General features: G+C 43.1%; 5 protein-coding genes and 1 pseudogene. 3 read left to right on the top strand and 3 right to left on the bottom strand.

Translation table 11 applies throughout. The features are described from left to right. Positions 1-198: 198 nt before the first annotated feature. From LWH95_RS16155 to LWH95_RS16145, 3 genes are all read left to right on the top strand, one after another. Complete coding sequence (locus LWH95_RS16155) at positions 199-1,596, top strand: alanine/glycine:cation symporter family protein (protein WP_003238169.1); 1,398 nt, start codon at positions 199-201, stop codon at positions 1,594-1,596. Positions 1,597-1,918: 322 nt separating this feature from the next. Beyond that, on the top strand, positions 1,919-3,418 hold the full coding sequence (locus tag LWH95_RS16150; RefSeq protein ID WP_232919979.1) for a cellulase family glycosylhydrolase: 1,500 nt from the start codon (positions 1,919-1,921) through the stop codon (positions 3,416-3,418). A 76-nt stretch (positions 3,419-3,494) separates the two neighbouring features. Beyond that, the gene (locus LWH95_RS16145) at positions 3,495-3,758 is read left to right on the top strand and encodes a YnfE family protein (RefSeq protein ID WP_003238163.1); all 264 of its coding nucleotides are present in this window, start codon (positions 3,495-3,497) and stop codon (positions 3,756-3,758) included. A gap of 326 nt (positions 3,759-4,084) precedes the next feature. On the opposite strand, the gene LWH95_RS16140 is transcribed toward LWH95_RS16145, so the two are convergent. The 3 genes and pseudogenes from LWH95_RS16140 to LWH95_RS16130 all read right to left on the bottom strand — a co-directional run bounded on the left by LWH95_RS16140 (position 4,085) and on the right by LWH95_RS16130 (position 13,543). Further along, the gene (locus LWH95_RS16140) at positions 4,085-5,356 is read right to left on the bottom strand and encodes a glycoside hydrolase family 30 beta sandwich domain-containing protein (protein WP_232919978.1); all 1,272 of its coding nucleotides are present in this window, start codon (positions 5,354-5,356) and stop codon (positions 4,085-4,087) included. 61 nt (positions 5,357-5,417) lie between these two features. Next, positions 5,418-5,531, bottom strand: a pseudogene (locus tag LWH95_RS16135) (hypothetical protein); the annotation flags it as partial. 185 nt (positions 5,532-5,716) lie between these two features. Continuing rightward, positions 5,717-13,543, bottom strand: coding sequence for a non-ribosomal peptide synthetase (locus LWH95_RS16130; protein WP_232919977.1), 7,827 nt, complete (start codon positions 13,541-13,543; stop codon positions 5,717-5,719). Positions 13,544-13,626: the final 83 nt, after the last annotated feature.

Below are 13,626 nucleotides of genomic sequence, written 5' to 3'. Positions count from 1 at the left end.
ATACAAGCTTATAAGAAATATTTCTATTCATAGGAAAATAATAGAGAGAGACCGAAGGCGTGAACTTCAATCTAGAACAATAATCTTCACGAAAAAACTTCCTAATTCGACATATTGTGATATAATAAGACTCGTTATGTTAAAAAATCTAACATCAAATTTGAATTCACCATGAATTGATGAAAACGGGAGGTAAATATGGGGTCATTTTTCAACAGTTTAATTAATATTCCAAGTGATTTCATCTGGAATTACCTATTTTATATTTTAATAGGGCTTGGATTGTTTTTTACCATACGTTTTGGTTTTATCCAATTCCGTTACTTTATTGAAATGTTCAGAATAGTAGGGGAGAAACCAGAAGGAAATAAAGGTGTCTCATCTATGCAGGCATTCTTTATTTCGGCCGCATCCCGAGTCGGCACAGGGAATTTGACTGGTGTAGCCTTAGCAATTGCGACAGGCGGACCGGGCGCTGTATTTTGGATGTGGGTTGTAGCTGCTGTAGGGATGGCTTCAAGTTTTGTTGAGAGTACGTTAGCGCAGCTTTATAAAGTGAAGGACGGAGATAACTTCCGCGGTGGACCAGCCTACTATATCCAAAAGGGTCTTGGGGTCAGATGGCTTGGCGTTGTTTTTGCTGTCTTAATTACGGTCTCATTCGGTTTAATCTTTAACGCTGTTCAAACGAATACAATTGCAGGGGCGTTGGATGGCGCATTCCATGTAAACAAAATAGTTGTAGCCATCGTTCTGGCAGCTTTAACTGCGTTTATCATTTTTGGCGGTTTGAAACGTGTTGTAGCTGTATCACAGCTAATTGTGCCGGTTATGGCAGGCATTTATATCCTCATTGCTTTGTTTGTCGTTATTACCAATATAACGGCATTCCCTGGCATTATCGCAACAATTGTTAAAAATGCTTTCGGTATTGAGCAAATCGTCGGCGGCGGATTGGGAGGCATCATCGTTATCGGTGCTCAGCGCGGACTTTTCTCGAACGAAGCAGGAATGGGAAGCGCTCCGAACGCGGCTGCGACGGCTCATGTATCGCATCCGGCAAAGCAAGGCTTTATTCAAACATTAGGCGTATTTTTCGATACATTTATCGTATGTACGTCCACAGCGTTCATTATTTTGCTGTATAGTGTAACACCAAAAGGTGATGGTATCCAAGTAACGCAGGCTGCCCTTAATCATCATATTGGAGGCTGGGCGCCTAGCTTCATCGCAGTCGCAATGTTCTTGTTTGCATTCAGTTCAGTTGTCGGGAACTATTATTATGGCGAGACAAACATTGAATTTATTAAAACAAGCAAAACATGGCTGAATATTTACCGTATCGCTGTTATTGCGATGGTTGTCTATGGATCTTTATCAGGCTTCCAAATCGTTTGGGATATGGCGGACCTCTTTATGGGTATCATGGCGTTGATTAATTTAATTGTTATTGCGCTGCTGTCAAACGTTGCTTATAAAGTGTATAAAGATTACGCGAAACAGCGTAAGCAAGGATTAGATCCTGTATTCAAAGCGAAAAACATCCCGGGTCTGAAAAACGCTGAAACTTGGGAAGATGAGAAACAAGAAGCATAAGAACACGGCTGCATTCAATTCATTGAATGCAGCTTTTTATTTGTCCAAAAGAAGCGGAATGTTTTGATTTCATAAAAAAATAACGTGTAAAGTCCTGGTTAAACACTTTTATCTTTGGTTCCGCATGTGTCAGCTGTATCTGAGATAAGACAAAAAGAGCAAATAGACAGGCTTTTAAGCCGTCTAAAAACAAGAAATTAGGTTGATAGACAATCGTGAGAAAGATTTTTACAATGAGTCCGTGCTAAAAAGCGAAAGGGAGGGAGAGCGGTGAGTTACTAGGCATATTTTATATAATTTAAAGGAGGAGAAAATATCATATATGAAACGTTCAGTCTCTATCTTAATCGTATGTTTATTCATTGCATTATTAGCAACCGGCGGTTTGGCGGCTCCAGAAGCATCTGCAGCAGAGGCAAAAACGCCAGTATCCATAAATGGCCAGCTTAGCATAAAAGGTACACAGCTAGTCAATCAAGACGGCAAAGAGGTACAGCTGAAGGGGATCAGTTCACACGGATTGCAATGGTTTGGCGACTTTGTCAATAAAGACAGCTTGAAATGGCTGAGAGACGATTGGGACATTACGGTTTTCCGTGCGGCAATGTATACGGCAGACGGCGGTTATATTGATAATCCGTCTGTGAAAAACAAAGTGAAAGAAGCAGTTGAAGCGGCAAAAGAGCTTGGGATATATGTCATCATTGACTGGCATATCTTAAATGACGGCAATCCAAACCAAAATAAAGAGAAGGCAAAAGAATTCTTCAAGGAAATGTCAAGCCTTTACGGAAACACGCCAAATGTCATTTATGAAATTGCGAATGAACCTAACGGTGATGTGAACTGGAAGCGTGATATTAAACCGTATGCGGAAGAAGTGATTTCCGTTATCCGTAAAAATGATCCAGACAACATCATCATTGTCGGAACCGGTACATGGAGCCAGGATGTGAATGATGCTGCCGATGACCAGCTGAAAGATGCAAATGTCATGTACGCGCTTCATTTTTATGCCGGCACACATGGCCAGTTTTTACGGGATAAAGCAAACTATGCCCTCAGCAAAGGAGCGCCTATTTTTGTGACGGAATGGGGGACAAGTGATGCTTCCGGAAATGGCGGAGTATTTCTTGACCAGTCGCGGGAATGGCTGAATTATCTCAACAGCAAGAATATCAGCTGGGTGAACTGGAATCTTTCTGATAAGCAGGAATCGTCTTCAGCTTTAAAGCCGGGAGCATCTAAAACAGGCGGCTGGCCGTTATCCGATTTATCCGCTTCAGGAACATTCGTAAGAGAAAACATTCTCGGCACCAAAGATTCGACAAAGGACAGTCCTGAAACGCCAACACAAGATAAACCGACACAGAAAAACAGTATCTCTGTGCAATACAGAGCAGGTGATGGAAGTGTGAACGGCAACCAAATCCGCCCGCAGATTCACATGGAAAATAACGGAAATACCACGGTTGATTTAAAAGATGTCACTGTCCGTTACTGGTATAACGCGAAAAACAAAGGCCAAAACTATGACTGTGACTACGCGCAGATCGGATGCAGCAATGTGACACACAAGTTTATGATGTTACATAAACCTAAGCAAGGCGCAGATGCCTATCTGGAACTAGGTTTTAAAAACGGAACGCTGTCACCGGGAGCAAGCACCGGGGACGTTCAGCTTCGTCTTCATAATGATGACTGGAGCAATTATGCACAAAGCGGGGATTATTCCTTTTTCCAATCCAATACGTTTAAAACAACGAAAAAAATCACATTATATAAGCACGGAAAACTGATTTGGGGTACAGAACCCAAATAGTTATGCTTTTGACGGACATCAGCAATAATGATGTCCGTTTTCATCATCTTATAGAGCAAATAAGGAGGTTTACATTGTGCATGAAACATTGAAACAGTATATGGTGCTGTTCAAAGAAATGAATGATGTGATCAATGGTCCGGACTATCCAGGTAAGGAAAAAGACATCCAAAATCAAAAAGAACAGATCGAAGTTTACGAAAAACAGCTGCAGCAAGGTTTTTCTACAGATTATGACTACGATGTGTTTGCGGACTCGGTTATCAAATGCGCATATGGCGATATGACGCTGGAAGATTTAGAAGCGGTTTATTATGGATTGACTACGCCATTTTTTTGATTAGAGATTCAACTGTAAAATTTCATTTTCTGTCTCACTAACTTAAGTATACTTTGATATTGAGACAGAAATTCATTTATTTTGTTTACTTCCTAGAATATATATTATGTAAACTAAAAAAGCTAGAGATATAAGCTTTGCTGTTTGTACATCCTTCTTCTCCCCCTAATTTATATCTCCTTGACAAGCTGATGCCTTCCGCATTTAAAATGACAATAAGCATGCAGCTTCAAAACGATGAAAGATATAAAAAAAGCGATTTCCCTATCAGAAAATCGCAAATTCAGACATTCTATAGAAAAATGAGTTACGTGCCTTAGGTACCCTTAACGATTTGCGACAAATGTTGTCACGCTTTGAGCTGGAAGATGGGCCCAAAAATGATTGCCCGTTACGTTGAGATTCGTTCCAGGTTGTAGATTGCTGCTGCTGCTCGTGATCCATCTAGATACCTGAGAAGCAGATCCATTCTGCAAAACAAAGTTTTGGTTTACACCTGTGCTGCTTTTGTTAATGGCAACAATAACGACCTTGTTGTCACCTTTATAGGCTGACACGTAAACGTTCGCATTAGGATTTTTCGTTGCATCAATCCTTACATAGCCGGGACGCACAAACTTCGAGAAATGAGCCATATTGTAACCACGTTTGCTGATCGTACCATCTTCTTTCATAGGACCATATGATCTTCGGATATACCACCAGACATAAGCTTGAAAATCTCCCTCTACCATTGAATTGTGAATATGATGTGAAACATCCAACGCCTCGGGCCATCGATCCGCCGAGTTGTTATCACTGTTCGGATAGTATACTTCCGTCATCCAAAGGTCCTTCCCCGCTCCTTTTTGTTTGAAAAGAGGATAAGGGAAATGACTGACCTGAGTGCCGTACAGGTGGGTTCCGAGAATATCCATATTGGCAAGAGCCTGCGGATCGTTCAAAATCGGGTCCGACAAATTCTTCAAGTATTGAAATGACTCAGGCGCAATGACGCGGGCATTGATCGAGCCGGCGTTTTCTCTCATAAAGCGAAGTATTTCTTGCGGCGTCCACCACGTCCACTCGTGAGCGTAATCAGGCTCGTTTTGGACCGAAATCGCGTAAAGATTCACACCATTATTCTTCATGAAGGTAACAAAATCGTTAAGATGCTGCGCATATGCGGCGTATTTATCGTATTTCAGCCGTTTAGCCGATGTATCACCATTACGGTTAAAGGTCTCAACCATATCACTTGGAGGATTCCAGGGAGAAGCAAAAACGATTGCTCCATGTTTGATCGCACTCTTTGCAGTCTCCACTTCTCTGTACCAATTATTTCTATTTTCATCTATATGAATTCTTAAGATTGAAAAACCTAATTGATTCTGTCCATTGCCAAAAGCGGTTTCTCTTTGAGCTGCTGTCAAATCCCCAATCCAAGCCGGGTGGTTCATTCCTCCAAATCCGCGAATCACTTGTTTTTCTGCAGATACATTAACTGTTACATCACTTGCTGCCAAAACTTCAGTAGCGCATGGACCGGTTAACATTACTGACAGCATAGTGAAACATACCAATAATACACAAATTGTTTTTTTTACGCATGATATCATTTTTTCCTCTCCTTCATATGTCTTGTACGGTATTGGAAAAATACGTTATGGCGAATATCCTATTCAAAATATGTTTTGCAATTGTAGTACTGGTGGCAGCATACGCAGACTTCCCAGATAAGCAACTCAATAATAAAGCAAGAACCCATAAACATACGCTACACTTTTTACGCATAACTTAACATCCTCCTTTTTCCTTAAAATGGAGGAGTTTCTTTTTAACATTTGATGACTGGTCAAGAAGAACACATAAAATGGAGTATTTCTAGAGTAAACCGTAGCAAACACATGAGTATTACTCGCACTTTTTTAATAAAAAATGCCGCTGACTGCCAGCAGCGGCATTTTGCACTAGATCATTTACATTTTGTTAAACTTTGTGTCTCCTGCAAACGATCCCATTGACAGTTGTTCATCAAGAACAAGTCCTTGATGATGCCGTTCTTCAATTCTTTTGATAATAGATTGAATTGTATCCACATTTTCTTCGATATTATGAGGTTCAAAGATTGTCACATGGTCTCCTTTTAATTTGTACTCAAGGTAATGCTGTGCAGTTGATTGCGTCCATCCTCTATCAGTCAAATCGCCACACACCAAATGATGTATGTTGGCGTTGACGGCGCCGGAATTGATCAGTTCATTGTGGTACGCAAGGTAGCTTCTGATTTTATCCTTAATCGAAGGAATGGTTAATAATTCTCTATAATAATCCGGAATGATATCCAGATTCAGATGGATGATCTCTTCAGTTTCCTCTTCCGATAAATAAGTCACAGAAACGGCTATTTTAGAATCCAGCATCATAATGTCTGATACGACGCGTCCACGCTTCTCCAAGGCTTTAGCAACCTCAAAAGCCAAATTAGAGCCCGAAGAATAACCAAGCAAAACATAAGGCCCTTTTTCTTGAATGCCTATTATGCTTTCTGCATACTGGTCAACGATCTCTTTCTCATAAGACGGCTCTTCCAAGAAATCAGCGGCATAGACGGTGCAGCTGCCATCAAGTCTTTTTGCCATTTCATTATAAACCAGCCCATACCCGATTAAAGGCGGGAAACAGAACACAGGGATTGAACCGTTCTGATTCATCTTGACGAATACGTTATCCGTCTTGGACCCGAACACCGCTGCTTGAATGGCGCGTGCCATTGCTTCAATGGTCGGAAAATCGTATACGGCTTGATAATGCATTTTGATTCCCATACTGGCGTTAATTTGATGAATAACTTGCAAAACTTTGAGCGAATGGCCGCCAACGTCAAAGAAATTATCTTTAACCCCCGGGTCACTGAGAGCTAAAATGTTCTTCCATATCTCGGCCAGCTGCTTTTCAATTAACGTTTCGGGTGCTGCGTATTCGGTTCCGGTGAGCCTATTTCCCTTAGGAGCCGGCAAAGCTTTCCAGTCGATTTTTCCATTAGCGGTTATCGGCATCTTCTCTACTTGTACAAAATAGGCTGGAATCATATACGCGGGCAGTTTGTTCAGCAAATGCCGCTTCAGCTGCGCCGTATTGAATGATTCGTCTCCTGTCAAGTAGGCGCACAGCTGCTTGGAGCCCTCTTCTTCAATCGCGATGACGACCGCTTCTTTGACAGATTCCAGTTGCAATAAAGCTGTTTCGATCTCGCCGAGTTCAATCCGGTAGCCCCGGATTTTCACCTGATGATCAATTCTTCCCAAATACTCGATATTGCCGTCAGGCAGCCATCGGGCGACATCTCCCGTTTTGTACATTTTTTCGCCTGGGGCAAATGGGTGTTCAACAAATTTCTCTGCCGTTAATTCCGGGCGGTTCAAATATCCTCTAGCCAGTCCCTCTCCTGCAACATAGAGCTCTCCCGGTATGCCCATTACCTGAATGCGTTGATATTCGTCCAAAATATACGCTTGCAGGGTAGGAATAGGTTGTCCGATGTTGCTTCTGCCTTCGCCGATTTCTCGTTCCGTGATTTCTTTATATGTGACATGAACGGTGGTTTCCGTGATGCCGTACATATTGATTAATTGCGTTAAAGGATATTTAATCTTCCAGTCTTTCAAGAAGGATGGATTTAACGCCTCTCCGCCAAATATGATTTTTCGGATGTTTAAATTGGATTCGGAATATGCTCTCTCCTCCTGCATCAGTTGGTAGAAATAACTTGGCGTTTGATTTAAAATTGTCACTGCTTCCGACTTTAACAATTGCAAATACCTTTCGGGGTTTTTTGCTGTTTGTTTCGGAACAATCACTAATTTGCCCCCATACAGCAGCGCTCCGTACATTTCCCACACTGAAAAATCAAAGCAGAAGGAATGGAACAAAGTCCATGTGTCCGATGCGTTAAAATCAAAAAGGTTTTTGTTATTAAATAATAGACGGACCACATTTTTATGTTCAATGAGTGTTCCTTTCGGATTCCCCGTTGTTCCTGATGTATAGATGACGTAGGCTAATTGATTTGGCGCTGTCCTTAGATTGAGATTGGATGCTTCGGCGTCGTATGATGACGGATCGTCAAGGAAGACAGCATGACTTTGATAAGCGGTACATTTTAGAAGATGATTTTGCAATAATAATATAGAGACGTTAGAATCTTCAAGCATATAATGGATGCGTTCTTCCGGATATTCCGGATCGACCGGTACATAAACTCCTCCCGCTTTCAAAATAGCGAGGATGCCTAACACCATTTCCGGTGAACGTTCCGCCATAATGCCAACAAGCTGCTCAGCCTGAAGTCCTTTGGCGACCAAGGTTCGGGCCAACTGATTAGCGCGTTCATTTAATGCCCGATACGTCAGCTTCTGATCTTCAAAAACAATCGCCACTTGCTCCGGCGTTCGCTCCGCTTGTTCCTCAAACAATTGATGAATCGTCTTTTTCTTTGGATACTCGGCCGCCGTATCGTTAAACTTGTCTATCAGGAGCGATCGTTCATCCGTTGTTACTATATTCAGTTCTTGGACGCGAGTTTCCTGATCGTCCGCCATTTGCTTAATGATTTGCATGAAATGCGCCTGCATCCGTTCGACACATGCTTGATCATAAACATCACGATTGTATACAAAACGAATTTCAATTTCTCCGGCCGGCATAACTATAAAAGTAAAATCGTAATGGGTATGTTCTTCCATATGAAAATCGATAATGTCTAATGCTTTGTCATCCTGCTTCATATGTTCTATTTGTTTCTCGACCGGGTAATTCTCAAATACCATAATATGATTGATCAACTGCTGCTTTTGCTCAGTTTGAGCCTGAATTTCATACAACGGAAATGTATCGTATGCTTGAGAAGCCAGTGCCCGCTCCTGGTTCATTTTCAATACTTGTGCAGCTGTCATTTCAGGTTGCGTATGAATACGTACGGGAATGGTATTGATAAATAAACCGACCATAGTTTCAATTCCCGGGATTTCTGCCGGCCGGCCGGATACGACAGTGCCGAAAACGACATCCTGACTCCCGTTATATCTTTGCAGCAATAAGCCCCATGCGGTTTGTATCCATGTATTGAGGGTGACTTGATGGTGGCTTGCGGCCCGTTTGATCTCGTCTGTGAGCTGCTTTCCTAAACGAAACGCATGCTCTCCTTTTTCGTATCCTTTCGGCTGGTTGGAGGATTGTTCTTGTAACAACACAGTTTGCCCTTCATAGCCTTCCAAATAATTACGCCAATAGGCTGCTGCCTGCTTGTGATCTTTTTTATCCAGCCATTCGATATATCGGCTGTATGGAGTGACGGCTCCCCGCTTCGGCTGCCTCCGCTCAAGAATCGCATAATAGGTTTCAAACACTTCTTTCGTAACAAGAGGCAAACACCAGCCATCCATTAAAATATGATGAAAGCTCCATATCAACCGCGCTCGGTCTTCCTCAGTCCGCAGGATCGATACGCGCATTAAAGCATCTCGGGTGAGATTGAATCCTCGCCCCTTATCTCTTCTCGCAAAATCGGCAATAAACTCGCTGCGTTGATGACTGTTCATGCTGCGAATATCTTCAACGACCGTTTCAATCGGCTTTTGCCGGAATACAATCTGCAAAGGCTGATCTTTCCATTCTGTATAAAAAAGAGTTCGAAGAATGTCATATCTTTCGGCCAGCTGCGCCAAACTCATCCTAAATGCCTCGATATCCAAGAAACCTTTCAGATCAAAAGCGGCTTGTTCAAAGTAAGCTTCGGAAGCCGAATCGATCAAGCTATGGAACAACATTCCTTTCTGCATAGGGGTTAATGGGTATATATTTTCAATTTCACCAAGGTGATGTATTTGTTGCACAAATTGATCTAGTTCACCGATCGTTATATCTTTTAATGAAATATCGCTTGGCGTCAGGTGAATTTGATCTTGAGCATCACAATGTTCGATGACTTGCTGCAAACTGCTTTTTAAGAGATCGGCACAGGCTTCCATTGTTTCTCTTTGATATTGTTTACCGCAATAACTGATTGCCAACGACAATTGACCGTTTGAAATCATGCCATTGATATCAAGTGCATAGGTTATGGGGCGCTTGTCACTGACTGTTTTCCCGCTTGAGTACGGAGATACCTCCATCCTGCCGTTTCGGAAATCTTGATCAAATTGACCCAAATAATTGAAACTGATTTCCGGCTGTCCGGTAAATTCGGAAGCCTTCGGGTGATCGGACAAATACTTAATCAGGCCATAACCTATTCCTTTTTGGGGGATCTTACGCAAATTTTCTTTCACTGTTTTAATCCGCTGCGAGATATCCTGGTCTGCCTTAATTTGGAGCGAAACCGGGTATAGGCTTGTGAACCATCCCACCGTACGTGAAATATCAAGGTCTTGAAAAATAGATTCTCTGCCGTGTCCTTCCAGATGAATGAGAATGTCTTCATAACCGGTCCAACGATGAATAGCCGTTCCAAGTCCGGTCAGCAATAAATCGTTAATGTCAGTTGTATAGGCCCGGTTAGATTTTTTTAATAAAGATTCGGTTTCTTCCGCCGTCCATTGGACGATGATCGTTTCCCGGTCTTCGGCCAGACCGGTCTCCTGTTCTTTGTCCTTTGGCAATGTATGTTGCGGGTTATGTTTCTGCCCGAACCAGTATTGATTTTCTGCTTGGAATTCCTGACTTTCTGCATAACGTTTCAATTGTTCAGCCCATAAAAGGTATGAGTCTGTCTTCTTCGGAAGCCGGATCGCTTCGCCGTTTTGAAGCTGCTCATAAGCTGTTGCAATATCCTCAAGTAAAATCCTCCACGATACGCCATCGACGACCAAATGATGAATCGCAATTAGCAAATGATCTCCATCCTGACATTGAAACAATCCCAGTTTCATGAGCGGACCTTCGGCTAAATGGATGGATTGCTGAATGTCATTGGAGATCGTTTCTATCGTTTGGGCAGGGTTGTTTTCTCCAAGTAAGGAGAACACTTCAAGGCTGAATAAATCTCCTTCATCGATCCCCCGGTTTCGGGCTTGGTATCCATGTTCTGTCGGAACATAAACCATACGTAAAGCATCGTGATGCTCAGCAATCTTCTTCATGACTTTGCGAAGCTTCGATTCATCCAATTTCTCTTTCCAACAAAGCATGATGGATTGGTTATAATGATGCAAATCCTGATATTGCTGGGCGAAAAACCAATGCTGAATCGGTGTCAGAAGCGACCGGCCTTTAATTTCTCCTTGTTCAGCGATTCGGATGACCGGCTCTGCAAAAGGAACAACCCCAGCGATCGTCGGATGCTTGAACAAGTGTTTGATGTCAAGCTTATACCCTGATTGATATAAGCTTGATGTCACTTGAATCGACTTAATTGAATCTCCCCCCAGCTCAAAGAAATGATCGTCGATTCCGACGCGTTCTGCGCCTAATACCGACTCCCACACTCCGGCTAGGATTTTTTCCAGTTCTGTCCGCGGAGCTGTATAGGTATTGCCCGTGAGATTTCCTGTTGGAACAGGCAGTGCCTGACGATCTATTTTTCCGTTGGAAGTAAGCGGCATCGCTTTCAGCTGTACGAAATAAGCAGGTATCATATAGTCCGGAAGCTGCCGGGACAGATGTTCCCGGATCTCACCTGCGGTTAAAGAATGCTGTGCCGTATAATAGGCGCACAAAGATGTTTCCCCGTTGGTTTCTTGTGCAATAACGAGGGCTTCTTGAATCGGCGGTATATGAAAAAATGCGGCTTCGACTTCACCGATTTCAATGCGGTAACCGCGGATTTTCACCTGGTGGTCGATCCTTCCGAGGTATTCGATATTACCGTCCGGCAGCCGCCTGGCCAAGTCTCCCGTCCGGTACATTTTCCCCTCCGGTACAAAGGGATGCCGCAGAAACCTTTCCGCCGTTAATTCCGGCCGGTTCAAATAACCTCTGGCAATGCCGTCCCCGCTGATATAAATTTCTCCCGGGACGCCGATTGGCACCGGCTTCATGCTCTTATCCAGTACATAAATGTTCATATTGTCCGCAGCGGTTCCGATCGGCACTGATTCCCGTCTGTCGTTTTGCGGATCAAAGGAATAAATCATACAGCCGACGACTGTCTCTGTAGGGCCGTATTCGTTAAAGATTTCGATTCTGCCGCCGAATTGTCCGCTGATATTTTGGGCGAGACGCGTGCTTAAATTGTCGCCGCCAACAATTAATTTCCGAATGGTGCACTCAGGAGAGATGTTCATTTCTTTTAATAACTGCAAATGAGCCGGGGTTAATTTGATAATATCCACCCTCGGATCCTGCACAATGGAATAAAGCAAGGCCGCCCTGTTTTCTCCTCCGTAGACAATAATGGCATTGCCGGTAATAAGCGGAGTAAAAACAGACGTTACCGTCAGATCAAAAGCGATGGACGAGTATAGCGGAAAGTTGGTTTTTTCTCCTTTGACATATACCCTGCGGGCCCACCAAATATAATTGGTTAAGCCTTGATGCTCAATTGCCACACCTTTAGGCTTGCCTGTGGAACCCGACGTATAGATGACATAGGCCAAATCCTTCATACTGCTGATCGGTTCAAGGTCAGAGCCGTCTTCGTGGTAAGAACTTTCCTCATCGATGAAAACCATTGTGCCCGTAAGTTCCAATTGCTTTCGGAGATGGCTCTGCGTCAAGACGATATCAGCTTGGGAGTCATCTACTATATACTGTATGCGATGCTTCGGATAATCCGGATCAATTGGCACATAGGCACCGCCCGCTTTTAATACGGCCAGTATTCCAACTACCACCTCGATGTTATGATCGCTGATGATGGCTGCGAGCCGATCCGTCCGCATGCCCTTGGCTCTCAACGTTCGGGCTAATTGATTGGCACGTTCATTGAGCTGACGATACGTGAATTGTTTTTCTCCGCAAATAATGGCTACTTGATCGGGTGTTCGTTTCATCTGTTCTTCGAATAACTGATAGATCGTCTTATCTCGCGGATATTCAGTTTTCGTATGATGATAGTCAACGAGAAATGTATTTGTCTCCGCTTCAGACAAAATATTTACTTGGCCGAGAGTGAGGTCCGGCTGAAATAACATGATAGAAAATAGACGGTTTAAATGCCCGATTACCTGCATCATATACTGACGGTCATAGGCTTGTTCATTAAAAAATAACTTTACATCAATCGAGTCTTCCTCCATAGCAAACTGAAATAAGGCATCTGAAGCAGCCGTTTCTATGAAACGCTCAGAATGAATTTGCTCTAATGAAACAACCGTATGGATGATCGGCAAATGATTTGTATTGTAGTTCAGTCGCAGCTGTCCGGCCATTTTATCAAAGGGAACGTCCTGATATAGGATCGCTTCGTCCAGCGTATGTTTCAGTTCATGGAATATAGATTTAAACGTACTGTCGGCATTTATATTTTGTTTGATTAACATGAGTTGATCTAAACGAAGATCTTCATCAGTTTCGTCTTCAAAGGTTGGAACCCCTGTAATTACACCCTCTTCCCCCGTGTATTTGTACAATAGGGACTCAATTCCGATCAGGAGAACCAGATAGACGGCCATTGGCGTTTGATTCGTCATGGTCAGGATGCGCCGTGATACATCTGAACTCAATGAACTGTGAATACAGTCAGATGCACTCGATACATCACGCTTTAATGTTGAGTCGGACACTTGAAACGAAGGGAATGCACTGGGACGGTCTTCCGCGTGAAACATGCGGCCCCAGAACAACTCCTGTTGTTTGAATTCTGACATTCATATCCCTCCAGTTGGTTTCATTCCTGTTTTGAAGGCGGCTTGCGGCAGCCGCGGCATTCGTGCCGGGACAGCCGCGCCGG

Source organism: Bacillus sp. G16, assembly GCF_021282335.1.
GTDB classification, from domain to species: domain Bacteria; phylum Bacillota; class Bacilli; order Bacillales; family Bacillaceae; genus Bacillus; species Bacillus inaquosorum.
The sequence above is the reverse complement of the archived record's forward strand: the minus strand, read 5'-3'. Positions and strand labels throughout refer to the sequence as shown.

Excerpts from the sequence above, each read along its gene's own strand:
- LWH95_RS16155 (WP_003238169.1), top strand. The coding sequence starts at position 199 with ATGGGGTCATTTTTCAACAGTTTAATTAATATTCCAAGTGATTTCATC.
- LWH95_RS16150 (WP_232919979.1), top strand. The coding sequence starts at position 1,919 with ATGAAACGTTCAGTCTCTATCTTAATCGTATGTTTATTCATTGCATTA.
- LWH95_RS16140 (WP_232919978.1), bottom strand. The coding sequence starts at position 5,356 with ATGATATCATGCGTAAAAAAAACAATTTGTGTATTATTGGTATGTTTC.
- LWH95_RS16130 (WP_232919977.1), bottom strand. The coding sequence starts at position 13,543 with ATGTCAGAATTCAAACAACAGGAGTTGTTCTGGGGCCGCATGTTTCAC.